The sequence below is a fragment of the Flavobacterium franklandianum genome (genome assembly GCF_007097365.1).
In the GTDB taxonomy this organism is placed as follows: Bacteria; Bacteroidota; Bacteroidia; order Flavobacteriales; family Flavobacteriaceae; genus Flavobacterium; species Flavobacterium franklandianum.
The window spans coordinates 142,229-163,827 of sequence record NZ_VJZR01000003.1; the positions used below are offsets into that span (position 1 = coordinate 142,229).

The 21,599-nt window shown below is 33.3% G+C and carries 20 protein-coding genes; 3 read left to right on the forward strand and 17 right to left on the reverse strand.

What is annotated here, in order from left to right:
* Positions 1–99 precede the first annotated feature (99 nt).
* Positions 100–2,040, reverse strand: a complete 1,941-nt coding sequence (locus FNW17_RS05425) for a vWA domain-containing protein (RefSeq protein ID WP_144071075.1) — start codon at positions 2,038–2,040, stop codon at positions 100–102.
* Between the two features lie 162 nt (positions 2,041–2,202).
* Between FNW17_RS05425 and FNW17_RS05430 the strand changes: the two genes are divergently transcribed.
* Together FNW17_RS05430 and FNW17_RS05435 are read left to right on the forward strand one after the other, a co-directional pair.
* Positions 2,203–3,018 (forward strand): BRO-N domain-containing protein, encoded by an 816-nt coding sequence (locus FNW17_RS05430; RefSeq protein ID WP_143389948.1) that lies wholly within the window; start codon positions 2,203–2,205, stop codon positions 3,016–3,018.
* Between the two features lie 27 nt (positions 3,019–3,045).
* Entirely contained in the window at positions 3,046–4,158 is a 1,113-nt protein-coding gene (locus tag FNW17_RS05435; RefSeq protein WP_143389947.1) for a lactonase family protein, read from the forward strand.
* 70 nt (positions 4,159–4,228) lie between these two features.
* Here FNW17_RS05435 and FNW17_RS05440 read toward each other — a convergent pair whose 3' ends face one another.
* The 11 genes from FNW17_RS05440 to FNW17_RS05490 all read right to left on the reverse strand — a co-directional run bounded on the left by FNW17_RS05440 (position 4,229) and on the right by FNW17_RS05490 (position 16,624).
* The gene (locus FNW17_RS05440; protein WP_143389946.1) at positions 4,229–5,578 is read right to left on the reverse strand and encodes a DEAD/DEAH box helicase; all 1,350 of its coding nucleotides are present in this window, start codon (positions 5,576–5,578) and stop codon (positions 4,229–4,231) included.
* A gap of 99 nt (positions 5,579–5,677) precedes the next feature.
* Positions 5,678–6,946 (reverse strand): YaiO family outer membrane beta-barrel protein, encoded by a 1,269-nt coding sequence (locus FNW17_RS05445; protein WP_143389945.1) that lies wholly within the window; start codon positions 6,944–6,946, stop codon positions 5,678–5,680.
* A gap of 59 nt (positions 6,947–7,005) precedes the next feature.
* Positions 7,006–9,381, reverse strand: a complete 2,376-nt coding sequence (locus FNW17_RS05450; RefSeq protein ID WP_143389944.1) for an LTA synthase family protein — start codon at positions 9,379–9,381, stop codon at positions 7,006–7,008.
* Between the two features lie 23 nt (positions 9,382–9,404).
* Positions 9,405–10,835 carry a glycosyltransferase family 2 protein gene (locus tag FNW17_RS05455; RefSeq protein WP_143389943.1) on the reverse strand — a complete coding sequence of 477 codons (1,431 nt, stop codon included), beginning with the start codon at positions 10,833–10,835 and terminating at the stop codon, positions 9,405–9,407.
* Between the two features lie 12 nt (positions 10,836–10,847).
* Positions 10,848–11,924: a HEAT repeat domain-containing protein gene (locus FNW17_RS05460; protein WP_143389942.1), complete on the reverse strand. Its 1,077-nt coding sequence runs from the start codon at positions 11,922–11,924 to the stop codon at positions 10,848–10,850.
* 30 nt (positions 11,925–11,954) lie between these two features.
* Entirely contained in the window at positions 11,955–12,323 is a 369-nt protein-coding gene (locus FNW17_RS05465) for a response regulator transcription factor (protein WP_143389941.1), read from the reverse strand.
* Positions 12,324–13,076: 753 nt separating this feature from the next.
* A complete protein-coding gene (locus FNW17_RS16265) occupies positions 13,077–13,247 on the reverse strand; it encodes a hypothetical protein (protein WP_185964783.1) in 171 nt (56 codons plus the stop codon).
* On the reverse strand, positions 13,237–14,052 hold the full coding sequence (locus FNW17_RS05475; protein ID WP_144071076.1) for a GIY-YIG nuclease family protein: 816 nt from the start codon (positions 14,050–14,052) through the stop codon (positions 13,237–13,239). The genes FNW17_RS16265 and FNW17_RS05475 overlap by 11 nt, the downstream gene beginning before the upstream one ends.
* A 20-nt stretch (positions 14,053–14,072) precedes the next feature.
* Complete coding sequence (locus FNW17_RS05480) at positions 14,073–14,888, reverse strand: HNH endonuclease (protein ID WP_144071077.1); 816 nt, start codon at positions 14,886–14,888, stop codon at positions 14,073–14,075.
* A 206-nt stretch (positions 14,889–15,094) separates the two neighbouring features.
* Positions 15,095–15,871, reverse strand: a complete 777-nt coding sequence (locus tag FNW17_RS05485) for a TIGR02757 family protein (protein ID WP_143389937.1) — start codon at positions 15,869–15,871, stop codon at positions 15,095–15,097.
* Between the two features lie 60 nt (positions 15,872–15,931).
* Positions 15,932–16,624, reverse strand: coding sequence for an ABC transporter ATP-binding protein (locus tag FNW17_RS05490; protein WP_143389936.1), 693 nt, complete (start codon positions 16,622–16,624; stop codon positions 15,932–15,934).
* A gap of 220 nt (positions 16,625–16,844) precedes the next feature.
* Between FNW17_RS05490 and FNW17_RS05495 the strand changes: the two genes are divergently transcribed.
* On the forward strand, positions 16,845–17,138 hold the full coding sequence (locus FNW17_RS05495; protein ID WP_144071078.1) for a hypothetical protein: 294 nt from the start codon (positions 16,845–16,847) through the stop codon (positions 17,136–17,138).
* A 1-nt stretch (position 17,139) separates the two neighbouring features.
* On the opposite strand, the gene FNW17_RS05500 is transcribed toward FNW17_RS05495, so the two are convergent.
* From FNW17_RS05500 to FNW17_RS05520, 5 genes are all read right to left on the reverse strand, one after another.
* Complete coding sequence (locus FNW17_RS05500; RefSeq protein ID WP_144071079.1) at positions 17,140–17,451, reverse strand: DUF6787 family protein; 312 nt, start codon at positions 17,449–17,451, stop codon at positions 17,140–17,142.
* Between the two features lie 32 nt (positions 17,452–17,483).
* Entirely contained in the window at positions 17,484–17,960 is a 477-nt protein-coding gene (locus FNW17_RS05505; protein ID WP_144071080.1) for a DUF6146 family protein, read from the reverse strand.
* Between the two features lie 113 nt (positions 17,961–18,073).
* Complete coding sequence (locus FNW17_RS05510) at positions 18,074–19,024, reverse strand: D-2-hydroxyacid dehydrogenase (RefSeq protein WP_144071081.1); 951 nt, start codon at positions 19,022–19,024, stop codon at positions 18,074–18,076.
* Between the two features lie 231 nt (positions 19,025–19,255).
* Entirely contained in the window at positions 19,256–20,326 is a 1,071-nt protein-coding gene (gene serC, locus FNW17_RS05515; protein ID WP_143389930.1) for a 3-phosphoserine/phosphohydroxythreonine transaminase, read from the reverse strand.
* Between the two features lie 93 nt (positions 20,327–20,419).
* Positions 20,420–21,478, reverse strand: coding sequence for an acyl-CoA reductase (locus tag FNW17_RS05520; RefSeq protein ID WP_144071082.1), 1,059 nt, complete (start codon positions 21,476–21,478; stop codon positions 20,420–20,422).
* Between the last annotated feature and the right edge of the window lie 121 nt (positions 21,479–21,599).

The window sequence follows — 21,599 nt, forward strand, 5'->3', positions numbered from 1 at the left end:
CGACAGCGAACGGGCGAAGCAATTGGGCTATCTCATTCTTTTTTTTCTATGTTTCTATGTGTTTAATTCTGTTTTTTATTTTAATTGCATCCAACGTTTTTACTTTACGAATCGTATAATTGCCATTTCGGTTACCAGAAAAAGCAATGCAAATATAACAAACCATTTCCAAATTTGACTGTCTGTTCGGTCGGTTTGTAAGCTGTTAAAAACGGTTTCAATAGAATCGGTGGTTTTGTAATCAGAAAGCGCTTCTTTATTGGCTTGAGCCAAATCACTTTCGGTTCTATTGAAGTTGAAACTGATGTTTTGTATGCGTTCATTTTGATTGTAAATTCCAAAATTTCCAGCTTGTTCTGGAAAATCGTTGAAAGTCAATTTTACTTTATCGTTCAGGATTTGTTGAACAGGAATGAAGGTTTCAGTTTCGTTTTTGACTTTCAAAATTTCATCTTTCGACAAAGTGGCGTCAACCAAAAATGGATTGTTGTTGCCAATTGTTATTGCATTCACGCCATTGTTTTGACTATTGACACCCATTTTGTAAAAAGTAGGAACAATCAAAGGCGATTGTTGAAAATTAGAGTTTTCTCCATTAATTGGAGCCGTGAAAATATAAACTGATGATCCCGAAGCGTCGGGAGGATTGTTGATGGAAGTTAGAAACGGAGTTTGGTCTTCATAATATAAAGCCGCTGGATTGGAACCCGCTATTCCAAAGGAAGCTTTTGTTTTTGGATATTGGAAATTATTGATTTTATTTTCGAAAACACCACTAAACAATGGATGATTGAAGTTGATTTTAGTGACCAATTTTTCCTTGTTTTCCAAAGATTTGAATTGGATGTTTTCAAAGATTTTTAAAAACAAATTGAGATTCGCCGTTGAAGTCTTTGAAGATGGAATTAGTACCAAATTGCCACCTTTTTCCACAAAGGATTTTAAAGTAGTTTGTAGTGCTTGCGGAATTTCATCGAGTTCGTTTAGGACAATGGTATTTTGTTTCTCGATGGCATTGTAATCCAAAGTCTCAATTGTAAAATTGTTGAAATTGAATTCGTCATTGGTATAAATTCGAGATAAAAAGTTTGATTTCTCAGCTGTTCCAATGCTGATGATGTTGTTTTTTTTAGGTTTCGAAATGCTGAAATACAAATTGTTATCATATTCCAATCCGTTGTCGATAATGGAAGCATAACCGTGGAAATCTTTCTTTGGAATGGTGAAATAGATTGTCTTTTCTTTAGCATCAAATTTCGACAAAGTTTTGGCAATCAGTTTGTTTTGATTGTATAAAGCCACTGGAATCTGTTTGTTTTTTTCGCCAAAAGCAGATAATTTTAAGCCAATTTCATAGAAATCGTCCAGAGTTTGATGAATAAAAACGCTTTCAATAGCTACGTTGTTTTCGTGTTCCGCTTCTGGAATAATGAAGTAAGTATTGAACTCTTTGTCAATACTTTTCAATTGTTTGGATTCCATTCCAACAGCATCGGTAATCACGACAACATCTTTGTTAAAAGCTGTTTTTCTTGATTTTATTTTTGCCATTGCACTTTCCAATTGGAACGGTAAAGCACTGTGTTTTAGGTTTTGTAATTCGGTTCGAATGGATTTGATGTCGGTGTTCCAAAACGTTTCGGAATTGGTAATCAAAGAAAAAGTTTGGTTTTCAGGTGTGTTTTCGAGTAATTCCTGAACGACTCTTTTCAGTAATTCTCCCTTTTGACCTTTGGCTTGCATCGAAAAGGAATTGTCCAAAACGATATACATCTCATTGGAACTGTTTTTGCTGTCTTTGGCTTTGAAAAAAGGTTGTGCAAAGGCAATAATAATAAAGGTTAACAGCAATAATCGCGTGGCTAAAAGCAGCCATTTTTTGATTTTGGAACTCTTTCTGGTTTGAATGGAAAGCTCCTTCAGGAAACGAACATTGGTAAAATATTGCTTTTTGAAACGTCGCAATTGAAACAAATGAACCAGAATTGGTATAACCAACAAGAAAAGAAAATAGAGAATTTCTGGGTGTTTGAATTGCATTTTTCAAAGATAGTATTTTGATTTTATATTTTATATTTTGATTGAATTTAGATTATATTTGAGGAATAGAATTGATGATTTCTTTTTTGATGAAAAGGAAAAAATGAGTTGATTACAATTTGTGACTAACAGATTAAGATTATTGGATTTGATAAAAAAATTATGAGCGACATAAAATTATTTGAAGATAAAAAAATGCGTTCCCATTGGGATGAAAAAGAGGAACAATGGTATTTTTCGGTTATTGACGTAGTTCAGGTTTTGACTGATAGTTTGGATCCCAAAGATTATTGGTATCGAATGAAAAAACGGGAAAAACTTTCAGGAATTGAGTTATCGACAATTTGTCGACAACTGAAAATGGAAGCTACAGATGGAAAAAAATATGCTACTGATTGTTCAAGTACAGAAGGTCTTTTAAGAATCATCCAATCCATTCCATCACCAAAAGCGGAACCTTTCAAGCTTTGGTTGGCGAAAGTGGGTAGTGAAAGACTGGACGAAATGCAAGATCCCGAAATAGGAATTGACAGGGCTTTGCAGCATTATTTGCAATTGGGTTATTCTGAAAATTGGATTAATCAGCGTTTGAAAAGTATTGAAATCCGCAAAGAACTTACCGATGAATGGAAAAGTAGAGGATTGAAAGAAGGGACGCAATTTGCCATATTAACTGATATTATTACTAAGGCTTGGTCAGAAAAAACGACCAAAGAATACAAAATTTTGAAAGGGTTGAAAAAAGAAAATCTTCGGGATAATATGAGTAATACCGAATTAATTTTGAATATGTTGGCAGAAGCTTCGACCAAAGACATTTCACAAGCTGTTGATCCAAAGAATTTTGAGGAAAGTCAAAAAGTGGCGCAACAAGGCGGAAATGTTGCCAAAGTTGCCTTGAAAGAATTGGAAGCCAAAACAGGTAAAAAGGTTGTTACGAGTATTTCTGCCAAGACACTTTTATCAACTAAAAAATAATAAATATAATATACTAAACCACAAATTATGAAAAAAACAGTTACCATTCTTTTTACGATTTTTGCTTTTTCCACATTGCAAGCACAGGAAAATAAGTTCAATTTGATTGTTGGAACCTACACCAAACCTTGCGACAGCAAAGGAATTTATGTTTATGAATTCGATTCGAATACGGGTGGTTTTAGCCTTAAAAGCAATACAGAAAACATTTTTAATCCTAGTTATTTGTCTGTTTCTAATGATAATAAATTTGTCTATTCGGTAAGTGAAAACGATAAAAAAAGTTCAGTTAGTGCTTTTGGATATAATTCGAAAAGTGGGAAATTGGATTTTATTAATTATCAAAACCCAAACGGACTGAATCCTTGTTACATAATTAATGATGATAAAAATGTGATAACCGCAAATTATTCTAGCGGTAACATTTCGGTTTTGGGTAAAAATAATGATGGAAGTATTGGTGCAGTTAAACAAGTGGTGCAACACACAGGAAAAAGCATCAATGCCAAACGACAAGAAGCGCCTCACGCTCATATGGTATATTTTTCGCCCGACAAGAAATATGTTTTAGCTAATGATTTAGGGACCGACAAGATTTATGTTTATGAATATAATTCAAATTCAGCAACGGAAGTTTTGCAACTAAAAAGCAGTATTGATGTTAAACCCGGTAGTGGTCCACGACATTTGATAGTCAGTAAAGATGGAAAATATGTGTACGTTTTGCAAGAATTGGATGGAACGATAACCTCATTTAGTTATACCAACGGAATGTTGAAAAAAGTAAGCGAAACCAAAGTTGTTTCGCCAGATTTTAAAGGAGATATTGGTGCCGCTGACATTCATATTTCGCCTGACGGAAAATTTTTATACGCCACCAATCGCGGAACTGCCAATGATATTTCGGCTTTCAAAATATTGAAAAAGGGAAAATTAGAATTTGTGCAAAGAACGAGTACGTTAGGAAAAGGCCCTCGGAATTTTAATATTGATCCAACGGGAAATTTTCTTTTGGTGGGACATCAATATACAAATGAAATTGTGATTTTCAAAAGGGATAAAACTACAGGAATGCTTACTAATACTGGTAAAAAGATAGACTTGTGTTCCCCAGTATGTTTGGTTTTTACTAAGATTTAGTTTTAAGTAATCAGTGGTCAGTTTTTAGTGGTCAGTACTCGACTGAACACTAAAAACTGAATACTGAACACTATTTCTTGTCCTTGCGTTTTTTGGCTTGGTTTTTCAACATATTTCTATTGATAGAACCGTGTGTTTTCTTTTTGGTTACACCAGGACCACCGAGATTGACTTTTTTATTCTTTTTACTTTTCTCGTGGAATGCTCCATCACCTTCTAATTTCACCTTTTTCATCATAAACTTCATCGGCTGACGGTCTTTTTCAGGTTCGATTAGTTTTAGTGAGATTTCAACAGTTTCTGGAAAAGGCTCAACGGACAATTCCATATCCATTAATAGTTCAATGGCAAATTTGGATTCTTCTTCACGAGGAGTAATCAAACTGATAGCTGTTCCTGTAGCATCGGCACGACCAGTACGACCAATACGGTGCATATATAATTCAGGAAGTTCGGGCATTTCAAAATTGATGACGTGCGTGATATTGGAAATATCCAAACCTCTCGCCATAATATCGGTAGTGATTAATCCACGAAGGTTTCCAGCTTGAAATTCAGCCATCGTACTCAAACGATAATTTTGTGATTTATTGGAGTGAATAACCCCAAACTGACCATCGAAATCTTCCTCAATGCGTTCGTGAACCATATCCGAAATTTTCTTGTTGTTCACAAAAACCAAAACACGACTCATATCTTCATTCTCCTGTAACAAATGTTTCAGTAAATTGATTTTGGTATTAAAGTTGGGAACGCTATACGTAATTTGTGTGATGTTTTCCAAGGGTGTACCGGATGCTGAAAGTGTAACCTCTTCTGGATAATCAAAAAAGTCATTCAAAATAGCATCTACTTCATCCGTCATAGTGGCTGAAAACAAGATGTTTTGACGTTTTTTGGGCATCATTGCTAAAATGGCAGTCAATTGGGTGCGGAAACCTAGATTTAGCATTTCGTCGAACTCATCGATAACCAGTTTTTGCATTTCTTCGAAACGGATGACATTATCCAATGTCAAATCCATTACTCGTCCCGGAGTTCCTACTAGAATATCACAACCAGTATAAACAGTGGTTTTTTGAGTGTTGATATTGACACCTCCAAAAATACCAACGGTACGAACGGACATATATTTGGTCAGTTTTTCTACTTCCTCGACTACTTGAACAACAAGCTCACGGGTTGGAACAAGAATTACAATTTTAGGAGTATGACCCGGAGTGAATTTATATAGCTTTAATAAAGGCAATAAATAAGCAAACGTTTTACCCGTTCCAGTTTGAGCAATTCCCATCATATCACGTCCTGACATTATCACAGAAAAAGTTTTTTCCTGAATGGGAGTGGGCGTGGTAAATCCTAAATCATCGATTGCTTTTTGTACTGATTTGGGAAGATTGAATTGTTCGAAAGTGGTCATAAAACGTAAATTTTGTGCAAAGGTACGCTTTTTTTAAAGATACTTCTATTTGCTATGCTAATGGCTTCATTTTAAGGGAATAAATAAGAAAAAGAGGCGTTATTTGAATTTCAACTCCCATGAAATGGCAAGTGTATAAATCCAAAAATAATTTCCTTGATCAAAACTCTTTTCCTGGTGGGTAACTCCAAATTGTGTTCCCCAATTATTTCTTTTATTGGATGAAGAAAAATAATAACCTGTGTTGATTTTCTGAGATTTCAAGTCGAAAATTGGAGCTAAATTTCCACTGATATTATTCTGGTTGTTTTCTGGAGAATATCCTATTCCAGCAGAAAGTTCTAAATAATTATCTGCATCACTCCGGTATCTTCTGAAAATTAAATTACCTGATTTACTGGTTCCAGTGTCGCCGGGAGTTAGGTAAGGTCGAAAAGACCAATAATTGTTCCCGTTGTACCAACCAACCGAACCAGTGAAGATATTTGTTGTTGATGTATCATACTTTAAAGTTCTGAAACCAAGAGAAACTTCAAAACTTTTGGGTAATGATTTGTATAACTCAGCGCCATATCTCATGTCTGGAAACAGAAAAGAATTTGCCAAACCGAAATTAACATAAGCATAAAGGCCTTTTGCAATTTTAGGGTATAAATCGACTTCATATTGAGCGCCATTTTCATCAAACCTTCTGTTAACATTTACTTTTGCAATGATACTTCCATATTTTGTTTGTCGCCCATATCGGAATGTATAGTACTGCATAGGATTAAATGTGGACGAATAAATATCAACCGAGGAATTAATTCCAATAGTGTTTTGGCTGAGTGTTTTGTTTAAATTAATTTTATAATCTTTCGCCTCTTGATTGTCTGGATTTTGATTTAACACCAATTGGATTGTACTTAGTGCATCTAGCGGATTTTTTGTTTTTTCATAAGCACTGGCCTTCAAGTATAATATTTCTGGATCATTGGGAAAAATTTTCAAGGCTTCATTTGACTTTTTCAAAGCGATAAACGGCATATTTGCCCATAATTCATTCTTTATGGCGGCTATCCAAGTGGTTTTTCGTTTGAAATCTTTATCTAAAATATAAGCAAATTCTTTTTTGGCTTTTTTATAGTCTTCATCCCAAGAATAAGTTGTTGCCAAAAAATCACGGATGTCGTGATAATCGGGATATTTTGTTAAAATTAAAAGTAAGGTGTCCTGAGCTTGTTTCCGTTGCTTATTGAACGCCAACTCACGGGCTGTTTTGAATGCACTGTCCGGATCTCCATTGAATTTTTTTTCTTGCCCTGACGTTTGAAAAGCAAATAAAAAAAATAATATAAGAGTTAGTTTTGTTACTATTTTCGAAATCATATTTTGAAAGTTAATTATTTTTATTCTCAGCTTCAATAATTAAAAGCCTATCTATACTCTTATTTTATTTTTTTTGAGTTTATTGATGCTTTTGCTTGTGCCAATTTGGTATTAATATCCGGGTTTTTTATTCCAGAATCTATTGCTTTATTGCCAATTTTAATTGCATTTGCATTTTGGTTCGACCATTTGTACACGTCCATTAAGGCTAAATAAGCATCCGTTTCAAAAGGGGTTCTTTTGATCGCATCCAGCAATTCAGTTTCTGCTTTATCATATTTTCCTTCCCAAGCAAACATTCTCCCTTTTAAAGTTCGAACTTCGGAATAATTAGGAATTTCATTCAAAATATAATCACACAATAATCTCGAATTTACATAATCTTTTTTGAATGCTAAATCTCGAGCAACAATAAAAGTTTGGTCAGGATTGAAATCCTTTTTCAATGCCTTAATGGTTGCTAATTCAGCCTTTGAAAATTGAATTATTGGTTGTGAATAAATATTTAAAGAAGCTGGGAAAATTTTGTTTTTCTTGGTTAAATAAGCATTTAATCTTTTAAAACTGAGTAAGGAGTCAGCTATGATTTTAGATATGTTTTCTTCATAGACTTTATAAGATTCAAATTTTTCATTTATCTTATATAGTTCTCCACCAGAATACATATAATCTTTATAAATATAATCGTTTATACTTCCTTTATATCTCATTAAGGGAATTTGATGGATGTTTCTAAATTCTTTAGCAGTGTCTAATCCGTCGCCCATCCAAGCAGTTTTTGAAAGCTTGTTGAACGTGTAATTATTCATTAAAAAAGAAAGTAAACTTGGAGTTATATCCCAATGGGATGAAACGGATTTAAATTTCTCCGCTCTTTTTAACATCGGACTATATATGATTAACGGCACATGAAAGCGACATAATTCATCTTTTTGTGGTATTGGTATCAAACGATGATCTCCAGTAATGATGAAAATTGTGTTTTTATATTCGGGTCTTTTTGAATAAGCCTCAATAAAATTTTTAATTGAAGTATCGGTATAAAGAAGTGCCGCAAAAATATCTTTATAAGTTTCTATTTCTTCTTTTATGCCCATCAAAGTCATGTTGGTATTCAAAATGTAGTCCACTTTTTTCAAATAAACATCTTTTGAAGGAAAGTCAAAAGGTTCGTGATTGGAAAGGGTCATAATAACATCTAATCGCGGTGTTTTTTTGCTATCCATCTCGGACAATGTTTTTTTGAATATTTCGGCATCAGGATATCCCCAAGAAAAACCTCCCGAATTTTCTTTAGTTTTAACAAAGCCAGGTCCAAATTTTTTCTCATCGGTAATGTGGCCGACCTCATTGTATTCCAGAAAATTTATTTTCCTGTCAAAACTGGAATCATCACCGCAATAATAGGAAGTTGTGTAATCATTTGCTTTTAAAACACTCAAAAGTGAAATGTGAGAAGGTAAGGGAGCTAATTCCAAAAATCCTTTCTCACCATAAGGAAGTGATCCTAATATTGATGATGCTGCGCCAAAAGTTCTCCCAGTATTACTAACAAAATTTTCCCAATACAGAGATTTTGAAGTCAAAGAATCGAGGAATGGCGTAAAACCTCCATAAGAATTTTCCCCAATAAAATCACTGCCTAATCCTTCAGCTATAATGATTACAATATTGGGTTTTTCGCTTTGAATATTAAAAAAAGGAGCTAATACATCTTTAGTTTCATTGAATGGTTTTAGTAAAGGAAACTCTTTTTTATAGACTAAATTGGACACATCTAATTTCCTTTTTTCATTTTGAAATTTAAAAATATCAGTAGCCAGAAAATTAAGTTTATTTTGAAAAACAGCAGCCGAAGAATCGTGCGAAACAAGCTTTAAGCTCCCCAGAATGATTATTAAAAGGAATGATATTGCAAAAATTTGTCGTCCATTTGTAAACTTTTTCAAAAGGTAATTTATACCCAAATAAAGCAAAGGCATTATTATAAAAGGCAGAAAATAGAGCAGTGATAAAGATTCAGAAGCTGTAACCGTAGTGTACATATCATCAAATGAATAGCCCAATAAATCGGCTCCAAGATTGATGTGTGTGGTAAGGCTGTATTTTACCAAAGCTAACTGGATAATGATGATTAAAGCAAACAACACTTTAATTAAGACTACTTCAATAGGGCTTTTTATGTAAAATAATGCAAAATAAAAAGGCATAAATAGTAATCCTATGAAAATTCCAGCCCAAAAATCATTCAGTAATTTATAAACTATTGTTATTCCAATACTCTGGTTTTCGGGACCATCAGATAGTGTATAGAATATTTCGAATAACCTTAATAACCAAAATGTAATAATTACAGAAATAGTTAAGTACACATAAGCATAGCTATTATTGAAATAACGATTGTTTAATGTGTCTTTAATTTTTTTAATGTCCATTTTTTAGAATTATGCTTTAAACATTATGCTTTAGTCATTCCTTTTCGTGTCATAGTTCCCCATTCTATTTTTTTGTAAAAATAGTAATCTATATTTCCCTTTATGGCTGAATATAGAATAGTTGGATGATTGACAAAAGGTTCCAGGAAAGCTATCATTATTAATTTAAAACCAATAGACTTTTTTTTATATTGGTGATAAGTAAGTTCCTCTGAAACAATGGCAACTATTGAAAACAGTACCGAAAATAAATAGGCCACAATAATAAATGCAAATGCATAATCCCATCTTACTTCATTAAGAAATATAAGAATTCCAAAATAAATTATACCGGTAACTTCAATAATTGGAGCCATTCTTTCAAAAAAGAACCAATACGGATAACTGATAAGTCCCAAGGATTTATATTTAGGATTAAACCCTATTTTACGGTGTTTTTTAAGTGTTTCGATAGTTCCACGAGTCCATCTGTTTCTTTGTGAAATAAATGTTTTGTAATTATCTGGAGCTTCTGTCCAGCAAAGAGGATCCGGGATATATGCCACTTTGTATTTTTGTTTTTGATCTTCCATATATCGCCTCATTCGTACAATAATTTCCATGTCTTCCCCTACGGTATTGGTGTCGTAACCACCCACCTTAATGGCTATTTTTTTATCAAATAAACCAAAAGCTCCTGAAATTACCAACAAACCATTTAGTCTACTCCATGCCATTCTTCCCAATAAAAAAGCTCTCAAGTATTCTAATATTTGTCCTTGTTCCAACCAAGTTTTAGGAAAGTTTACATCAAGTAATTTACCGTCTTTGACAGTACATGAATTTGCGATTCTTATTACACCACCTGCGGCAATTACTTTAACGTCAGTTGTTTCCAGAAATGGTTTTATCAATTTTTGAAGTGCGTCTTCCAATAGCAAACAATCCACATCTATACAAGCAACATATTTGTTTTTGCTCATATTTAATCCCATATTTAAGGCATCAGCTTTTCCTCCATTCTCTTTGTCAATCACGGTTAATTTATCAAATGCAGGATTTGTAGATTTATAAATACCTTTTCTTAATGGTTTTGTTTTAATATGTTCATTGAAAAGATTGTCTATTTGTATTAGGTCGTAGGCTTCTATAAGTTTGCTTAGACTATCATCTTTACTTCCATCATTTACAATGATAACATCATAATTCACATAATAACTCGATAGTAAGGAACGAACGTTTTCTACAATGTTCAAACTTTCGTTGTAGGCAGGAGCTATAATTGAAATTGAAGGAGAAAAAGTCGAAGATAATATTTCTTTGTAGTTGACAAAGCTGTTTTTCTTCATATATTCAATTGTCTCTATAGCAGAAATTATCGCTAATATGACATAAGATGCAATTGCAATTGCAGAAAAAACAAGAAAGAAATAATGAATGATTGTCATTATAATTTGTAAAGTACTTGTATACATGACCAATTGGTTTTAGGCAGTTAATGTTTTTTTTAATTCGGCTTCATTTAACGCAAACTCTTCAAAATTGATGTTTTTCAAAACTTCTATTACCAATAACTTAATTTCGGTACTTTTGTGATTAATGTGTTCCATTAAAAAAGTTTTGTCACTAGCCTCGTATACATTTTCCATCATCTTAAGAAATCCGATTTGTTCTTCATGACCGCGGTCGTTAAAATTATTTTTCAATATATTTTTAGCTTCAATTATGTTCAAATGACTTAAGGCAGAAATAGCATTGATTCTTACATCTTCACACTTGTGATTTAACAGTTCGATAAGTACTTCTTTTGCTTCAAATTGATTGTAAACTTTGGCAATTTTTAAAGCAAAAATGACTACAGAATCATTTGAAGATTTTAACCAAGGTTTTATGTCAGCAATTTGTGTATTATTGTTGAGCTGAAGTACTTCCAGTAATTGAATCTGATCCCATTCGGATAATGGGGTTTCTAAAACGTTTAAAAACTCAAGTCCCTCAAAAGCATACAAATGAACCAAGTAAAATTGCATTTCTTTGCGAACTTCTCTCTTTGGATGGTTGATGTTGTTCATTATTATTTTATGAACTGCTTTTATTTTAAATTGTGTAAGTTCCCTTATTCCAATAGCAATAACATCCCATTTTTTACTTCTCAGTTTGGCTAATGAGTAACGTAAAAGCCCCAATTTGATAAAGAGTTTATCAATAGATTCCCCCATTTCACCAGATATCTCATTTCGTAGCTTTAATAATGTTGAAACAATTATTTTTCTTTTAAAAGGATCAGCGGCGTATTTTTTTAATTTTTCTATAATTATTTGTTGCTCAGAACTAAAAGCTTCCTCGTCATTTCCTGCATACAAGTAGGTGACAAGGTAAGACTCATATATCTCTTGATATTTAGTTTCAATCTTTTCATTAACTCTTAAATGATTTCTTAAATATTTAAGGTAAAAAGTTAATATTGCAATAATTATAAAAAACAAACAACTTAAACCCCATATCAATTGGATTATTGGTGAGGAGTGTTTTAAAGATTCTAGAATGTGTAGGTTTTCATTCATATTTGGAGCCTTTATTTGTTTTTTGAATTACTATTTCAATAATCTTTTTACCCTGATTACTAATTCGTGAGGGCTAAATGGTTTGCTCATAAAATCAGTTGCCCCAAGATCAAATGCTTTAAGCACGATTTCTTCTTGCCCAGCTGACGAAAAAACTATTATTGGAGTTTTTAAGTTCAATTTGTTTCTAACATAGCTTATTACTTCCAATCCACTTACGAAAGGCATCATTATATCTGTCAATATTAGTTCTGGATTGTACTCTTCAATTAATTCAATTGCTTGCTTTCCGTCTACGGCAATTAGGAGTTTGTATCCTTCTTTCTCTAATCTGAATTTTAATAATAAGGATAGAACCGAATTATCTTCTGCCAAAACTATTTTGTAAATAACATTCATTGCTTGGAGATTTTAATTTAAATAATAACTTATTTTATAGTTGTCCTTTTTTTATTTGGTTTGTCTAGAATTATTTCTATAAATATACTATTAAATATTTCATAAATAGTCGATAAAACGCAAAAAATATAGACAAAATACATAAAATCAAATTTAAATAGGTTTTAAACTACATTTTTTTTTAAAAAAAATGCTACCAATTTAAAATCAATTTTAAATATTTAGAAAAGGAATAAATAAGAATTTTTTAGAATTTTTAGGTAAATGGGAATTTTTTAGACTTTTCTAAACCAAAACAAGTAAAATCTTGCTTTAAAGGATTATTCGGTCGGTTTTAAGGAAAGTTGAAGCTATATTCTACCAACCCCTTTTTAATTATTTTTATTCACGGCAAGGAATTGTACCATAAAATAAATACGGCATATTTTAGAAAAAACTTGTGTAGTTTTGAAGATTAAAGTTGCTATTTTTTTTGTATTTATCAAATTCCGGATTGCTTTGGCATATCAATTATTAATCAAAAAAGACCATACCGTTTCGGAAATTGGCTATCTATGAGGATTCAATAGCATCAGTTTGTTCATTCGTTTATTAAATTATCTCCTTTGGAATACAGAAACAGTTACAAATTCATTTAATACGAATTAGTTCAATTGCCGTTGACTTTAGTCGGGAATTTAGGTTTACTTGATTTTTGATTGAGTATTAATCAAAAAAATGGCGAGTAGCCATAAATACTTTTTTTTGGAATTTTTAACGGTTTCGGGCTTGGCGAAGGTGGCGATTTTCACCACAAATGTTGATGCGGAGAACCAAACTTTGATTAACCACAAATGTGTCTTCGGAGCACTGAACCGCCACTTTTGCCAAACCCGTGTTATGGGCTGGGGTTCTTTGTCCGCTTGTGTTGTCGTTAGTTCTCATTGTAACCAAATTGTCTGCTTTGTAAAACTACTTTCCACCAACTTTCTCTGTTTATAATAATTTGGTCGTCAGTAGTTGATTTGTAAATGTCAAGAATTGAGTATTTAAAATTATGTTTTATGTGGTCGAAAGTTAGTCCTTTAAGTCCAACGTTTCCACCGTGACCATTCTTAACATATGCTCTCCAACGTCCTAAAATCATATTTTCTCCGTATGCCGAACCAACATACATTTTACCGTTTGAAATGTCGGTCATTAAGTAAACTCCCTTTTGATTTTGAAGTGCAGTTTTCCAGTTATCCTTTTCTAATACTCGGTTCATTTCGTCCCAAGAGATATTTACCTTTTCGTAACCAGGAAACAGGTCATTGTCAAATGTGTCAGGTAAAATTTGAGATACATAACAGTCGTCAATTACTGATTCGGCATTTCGAATCATTGTCTGTGCTTTGTTCTTAAATTTCACAATTAAACGTCCAACATATTTTTGGTATTCGGGCAGGTCTTGATAGTTGTAGCCAACACCGTTGAGTATATTCAAGTCATTAGTTACTTGTCCAATGTGAAAAAGCAACCAAAAATCTTCATTCGGTTTTATCTTAACGAGTCCAACCGTGATTTGTCCTGCTTTGTATGATTTGTTTTTGTTGTAATTCCAATATTGTCCAGCCAGCATTGTTGAAATGTCGCCATTTTTAAAAAGTTCTATCGGATTCCAATTTTGGGCAAACATCAAATTGAAACGAATCTTAACATTGTTAAGGTTGTCAAGTCGTAATAAGTCGTTTAATTTAATGCTGTCCATATTTTAAGCAAATGTTTTTACTAATCGTTAGGTCTATTTTTTATAATGAACTGCGTTACTTCTTCTATCGTCAGCGGGGTTTTTTGTCTGTGAATTATTGAATGACAGTTTGGGCAAACAGGTCGTAAATCTTTAACTGGGTCAACTTCGTAATTCTGTCCAACCGTTGCAACTTGTTTTAAATGGTGAACGTGAATAAAGTCTTTTCCAATTTGTCCGTAAGTTTTTTCAAAGTTGAAGTCGCAAACAGCACAAGTAAATCCATAATGCTCTAAACATTTTTTTCTTGCAAATGGGTTACGTTCATATTTCGTAACTGATACTTGGTTTGGAGTTCCTTCGGTGTATGTTTTTTGAATTTCGTTGTCCGTTGGTATGAATGGGTTATGTCTTATTTTTTGAGTGGTTAAGAAGTCAAACCAAACCGCTTCAAGTTCGTCTACAAGTTCAGGTCTTACTGAAATTCCAGAAGCCATAGGTCGCCAATTTTGTTGAGCTAAATTTCCAGTTTTTAATATGTCAACTGTCAAGATTGGTTCTTGGTCAGGATTGAGTAAGACTTCAAAGTCAACGTCAATGTATAATGTGTCTTTATTTTCACCACTCCAATGTTTTTCGTAAAATGGTTTCGAGGTCGCAAAACCTGCTGCAATAATTCCTTTTGGTTCTGTCCCAACTTTGAGTAAAAAAATTCTGTCGCCTGGTTGAATTGATTTTGTATTTCCACAACTCCAACGTTGAGAACAGCGTCCTGTTAAGTCCACTTGTTCAATGTCTTGTTCAAGTGTCGTCCAAGTCCACTTTTTAGGGTTCCATAAAAATAAATATGTGTTCATTCGTTGTTGTCTGTCATTTTACACTTGCCCATAACTTATATTATACTCGCTACAAACTAGCGCATATACACCCAAAATTGGGTAGATTGGCGCTATAAAGTAGCGTGTTATTCAACAAATATAAAAATAATAATTGTATTACAAATCATTAAAAAGACTTTTAACTTGTTGAACACTTTTTACTTCTATAAGCTTGAAAATATAAATCAAAATCCCTCAAAAACACCCAGTCCAAATAAAGCAAAATCATATTTTACAGGATCGTTTGGGTCGAGTTCACGGAGTTTTATATCGAGTTCTGCCAATGCTTTTCCATCATTTTGTTTTCGGGTCAGCAAACCTAGTTTTCGAGCTACATTTCCCGAATGAACATCTAGCGGACAGGAAAGGAGTGATGGCGAAATGCTTTTCCAAATTCCTAAATCTACACCTTTGTTATCTTGGCGACACATCCATCGCAGGTACATATTAATTCTTTTCGCCGCGGAACCGTTCATAGGGTCGGAAATATGTTTCTGAGTTCTATTCTGATGCTCGATTTCGAAAAACAGTTTCTTGAATTCGGAAATGCTTTTTTGTGTCGAATTTGTCCCGACACCTCGGGATTGATGTTTTGCAAATACAGCTTCGAGACCGTTGTGGTTTTTGTAAATGTGTTCGAGTCCTTTTATAAAACTCGAAAAATCCTGACCGTTAAAGGTTCTGTGAACAAAAGATTTCATTCGTTCCAAATCATTTTCGGTATGCGACATCACAAAATCATAAGGCGAATTTCCCATTAACGCCATCATTTTGTGGGCGTTTTTGATAATCATTTTGCGGTTGCCCCAAGCAATGGTCGCACTCAAAAATCCAGCAATTTCGATGTCTTCTTTATGTGAAAACAAATGCGGAATTTGGACAGGATCACTTTCAATAAAATCAAGCGTGTTGTATTGGATGACTTTATCGTCTAGGAAGGATTTGAGTTCTGATTTATTCATTATTTGGGATCTCTATGAAGTTGTTTTTTCTTTTTACTAGAAACCGAACATTGCAGCGGACTACTGATCACTAATTTGCCCATCGACCATCACTAATTTTCTGTCGGCCATATTGGCTAGTTCCTCGTTGTGGGTTACAATCACAAAGGTTTGCCCAAACTCATCCCGAAGTTTGAAAAACAATTGGTGCAAATTTTCGGCAGAATGTGTGTCAAGATTTCCTGATGGTTCATCGGCAAAAATAATGGCAGGTTTGTTAATTAATGCCCTGGCAACAGCTACACGCTGTTGTTCCCCACCCGAAAGTTCGTTGGGTTTGTGATTAATTCTATGAGAAAGCCCAAGATATTCGAGTAATTTTTTGGCTTCTATTTCTGTTTCGTTTCGTGATTTATTGGCAATGTAGGCAGGAATACAAACATTTTCTAAAGCTGTGAATTCTGGCAGTAATTGATGAAATTGGAAGATAAAACCTAAATTCAAATTTCTGAATTTAGATAAAGTTTTGTCATTCATTGTCAAAATATCTTGCCCGTTGATCTTCAATTCAATTCCATTTTCTGTGTTTACCCTTCCTTCGGGTGCTGAGGGGCTGGGTTTATCTAATGTTCCAATAATTTGCAAAAGCGTGGTTTTTCCAGCACCAGAAGCACCTACGATAGAAACGATTTCGCCTTTTTGAATATGCAAATCAACACCTTTTAGCACGTGAAGTTGATCGTAATATTTATGAATGTTTTTTACTTGTATCATGATTTGGAACTATTTTTACAAAGAAACAAAGATTTTGGTTATCATTGAAGAAGTAATCCCGGATTTTATTTTTCTTCTATTTCCAATTTCTAACTTCTAACTTCCCACTTCCCACTTCCCACTTCCCACTTCTAACTTCTAACTTCTAACTTCTAACTTCGAACTTCTAACTTCGAACTTCCCACTTCAATTCGTATCTTTGTTTTGAAAAATAGTAAAAATGATAGAGGAAGTTATCATAGAGAAAGAAAGTAATAAAGATAGAAATCTTATTTTGGGAATAGTATTCGATGCTATAGGAATATTGTCATTCGCTATTCCATTAATTGGTGAATATTCAGATGTGGTTTGGGCTCCAATTGCTGGATTTTTAATGACTTGGATGTACAAAGGGCTTGTTGGGAAAGTAGGTGGAATTTTTGTTTTTCTTGAAGAAATTATTCCGTTTACCGATTTTATTCCTTCATTTACATTGGCTTGGATTTACAATTATTGGATCAAAAAAGAAAAATAATTTACTTTTTTTCTTCTTTGAAAAAAAATCCCAATCCCATACTTTTCAGCATTTTCTTTTCGAATGCCCAGAAAAATTTAAATTGCCCGAAAATAAATCCTATAAACACTAAAAGTACTTGGTAAATAGGGAAAATTAAAAGTAATCGAACGGGTGTAAACCAAAAACCTAAATCTTCTTTTACAATTCCCAACCAATCACAAAAAGGTTTCGACAACCAAGCCGAAGCCGAGCCAGTTATTGCAAAAACGATAAATATGATGGTTAACTGAAAATTAGATGTAATTCCCCAACGTTTTTTTAATTTCTCCATATTTATTCCAAATGGCTACAAATATAGTGACTTTATCTTTGCGGGATAAATCCATAGAGATTTTGTTTATAGGTATTTTGAAAATAAATCATGTAGTTGTAAATTAAATAATTTACTTCGTACCCATAGTTTGTATTTTGGTCGTAATTAATAGACATTTCGTATAAATTAGGATTGTACCGCTGCGGTTGCAAAACACGATTGTTCCATTCCGTAACATAAAACTGATTTTTATTTTCCATGTACGATTGTGAAAGATGACCCCGAGAAAAGGCCCTACTAACTAACCAACTGCTGAAACCTGGGTCAATAATAATTACTTCATATTGAAGTTCGTCATTCGCAATTCGGATAGTATCATTCGTAACTTTTACGGTATTTTTTGCAATTTGTATAGTATCATTTTTTACAGTCAAGTTTCTTTCAGTATTTACCGCAGCCGTTTTTTTGCTATTGCAACTAAGAAATAGAAAGAGAATCAATGCTATTATGTAGAAATAATTTTTCATGTTGATAAAATGAACTATAAAATTACAAAAACAAATGATTGATTAGTAGAGTTTTGGCAAAAAAAAAGGTTGTCTTTTTGAGACAACCTTTTAAACCGATCTAATTTAATTTTTTAGCTCAATATACTTATGATTTGTGAAGCTAATTCTGTTCCAATTCTATCTTGAGCTTCTCCAGTTGCAGCACCAATGTGTGGAGTCAACGAGATTTTTGGGTGCATCAAAATGATCATTTCTGGTTTTGGTTCGCTTTCGAAAACGTCTAAACCTGCAAAAGAGACTTTTCCAGAATCCAATGCTTTTATCAAAGCTACTTCGTCGATAACACCACCACGAGCACAGTTTACGATTCCTACACCATCTTTCATAATGGCTAGTGCAGCTTCGTCAACGATGTAACCGTCTTGAGCAGGAACGTGCAATGTGATAAAATCAGCTTCTTTGAACAATGATTCTAACGACTGAGAAACGATTGTTGTAGTGATAGATTGTCCGTCGAAAAATGCTACTTTCACATCTACTTTTGGAATATAACTATCGGCAGCGATTACTTTCATACCAAGTCCTAAAGCCATTTTTGCTGTAGCTTGACCAATACGTCCAATTCCAACAATACCAAGCGTTTTTCCTCTCAATTCCGTTCCGTTTGCATACGCTTTTTTTAAACCTTCAAAGTTAGCATCTCCTTCTAGAGGCATGTTTCTGTTAGAATCGTGCAAGAAACGAACTCCCGAAAATAAGTGTGCAAAAACTAATTCTGCCACCGATTCTGATGAGGAAGCTGGTGTATTTATTACATGAATTCCTTTGCTTTTAGCATAGTCAACATCGATATTATCCATTCCAACGCCGCCACGTCCAATGATTTTTAAACCTGGACAGGCATCAATAATATCCTTACGAACTTTGGTTGCACTTCTTACCAAAACTACGCTTACGTTGTTTTCGTTCACGAAATTAGCCACTTGTTCTTGTGCTACTTTTGTAGTTATAACTTCAAATCCACCTTTTTGTAAGGCTAGAATTCCACTTTCTGAAATTCCGTCATTGGCTAATACTTTCATTCTTTTTTTTGTTTAAAAGTTTAAGGTTTAAAGTTGTTTAAACCAAAATAAATATTTTCATTTAATAATCAATTCGTTTTAATTATTCCCAAATTGATAATAAAGGTTTTCTTCCTCTGCTTGCTTGATATAATAAATTATTTTTTCAAAAATAAATACTATTTTCCGCTGGGGAGAAAGTAATTGCATTCTTAATATTATATTTTTATACTGCAATCTGCAACCTGATTACTAAATTTTGTTTTCTAAATCTTTCATTACATCTACCAAAACTTGCACACTATCTAGTGGCATTGCGTTGTACATTGATGCTCTATAACCACCCACTGAACGGTGACCTGGTAGACCAATAATTCCAGCTTCTTTCAACATGGCATTGAAAGTATCGGTGTGCAAAGGGGTGTCTAATAAAAAAGTGGCATTCATAGTAGAACGGTCTTCAACAACCGCAGTTCCTTTAAACAAAGGGTTTCTGTCAATTTCTGTGTAAAGTAAATTTGCTTTTGCATTGTTTATCTTTTCGATTGCAGGAATTCCTCCAAGATTTTTCAACCATTGCAAAGTTAATAATGAAGCATAAACAGGGAAAACAGACGGTGTGTTGTACATACTTTCTGCTTTGATATGTTTAGCATAATCTAACATACTTGGGATGTTACGACCGTTTTTGCCAAGTATTTCTTCTTTAACAACTACTAATGTCGTTCCAGCTGGTCCCATATTTTTTTGAGCTCCGGCATAAATAATTGCAAACTTAGAAAAATCAATATTTCGAGAGAAGATATCCGAACTCATATCGCAAACCATCGGTATATCCAAAGTTGGAAATTCCTTCATTTGAGTTCCGAAAATCGTGTTGTTACTGGTGCAGTGAAAATAATCTGCATCTGTAGGAATAGTATATCCTTTTGGAACGTGGTTGTAATTTTCATCTTTGGAAGAAGCAACAATAACTGTTTCTCCAAAAAATTTAGCTTCTTTGATTGCAGCACTTGCCCAAGTACCTGAATCAAGATAAGCGGCTTTTCCATTTTCTTTCATCAAGTTGTAGGGAGTCATCAAAAATTCCAGACTCGCTCCTCCGGCAAGAAAAAGGGCTTGATAACCTTTGCCTTCTAAACCTAAAAGTTCTATTGCCAATGCTCGAGCTTCTTCCATTACGGCAACGAAATCTTTGCTTCGGTGTGAAATTTCTAAAATGGACAAATCCGAATTGTTGAAATTTAATATGGCTTGTGCTGATTTTTCAAAAACTTCTTGTGGTAAAATGCAAGGTCCTGCGCTGTAGTTGTGTTTTTTCATGGTGTAATTTATGTCCAAAAAATTAAGTTGCAAATTTCGGAAATCAGAGTTGAATAAGTGTTAAATAATTCGAAATAATTTGCTTATTTTTTTCTATATTGTTAACAAAAACGATATTGTATCGACATTATCTGCATAATCCCATAAATTTGGCTTTTGTGTACAGCCAAAATCAATACTGTTATTTACAAGATTATTGCTTACAATACATTGAATTTGTTCACTTTCAGATTCTAGTCGAGTTTGTAAATCTTCGATAGTGTCATAAAATTCGTAAAAAACACTCGAAATTGGCGAAGCATAACTATTGTCTTCTTTAATAGTCAAAAAGCCGTTATCCAATAATTTGAAATTACTCATCAGGAAAACGGCCTTGTTATAATCATAATTATTAGCATATTTCTCGTAGTGAATGATGTCCTGATATTCGAAAATAGCTTCAAAAAAAGCGTTGAAGGAATAGCCTTTGGGTACAAAAAGTTTCGAAACATTGCGACATCCCAAGCCAAAATACCTAAAAATATCTTCGCCCAAAGCAATTAATTGTTCCTTGGTTTCTTCGCCATTCAAAACAGCAACCGAGTTTCTGTTTTTTCTAATGATACTCGGTTTGTTCTTGAAATAATATTCAAAATAACGCGCTGTATTATTGCTGCCTGTGGCGATTACGGCATCAAAGTTTTCTAGTTTTCCTTCAATGAAAGTGATTTTATCTGCAAATTCGGGTCCAATCGAAATCAGATATTTTGCCAAAAATGGCAATAGAAATTGGTCGTTCGACGATGTTTTTATCAATACATTATTTCCTGAAATCAACACCGAAAGAAAATCGTGAAAGCCTACTAGAGGAATATTTCCAGCCAAAATAAGTCCAACATTTTTAGCTTTAACTTCGTTGAAATTATATGCAGAAAGCCATTTGTCGAGATTTTTTTCTGTTAAGGCTGTTGCCCAAGATTGAATCGAAAAATAGACGTTTTCTGGAGTGTACCAACCGTTATGAGATTGCGAAAGTCGTATTAAATTTTCAAAATCTTCAAAAAATAAATTGTTGTACAAAACAGTTGGATTTATGGTGTTTTCTGCTTCGGAAAACTGTCCTAGAAATTTTCCTAATTCAATAAAACCTCTTTTTTTATCGTTTTGTGACATAAGTAATTTGTATATGAAAAGTTTTGATTGTATTTTTGGACAAAAATAAGCTTTAATTAGTTATAAGTCCAAAGAGAAAACGGTAAGCGTATAACTTTAGTTTATAACATCTAACTTCTAA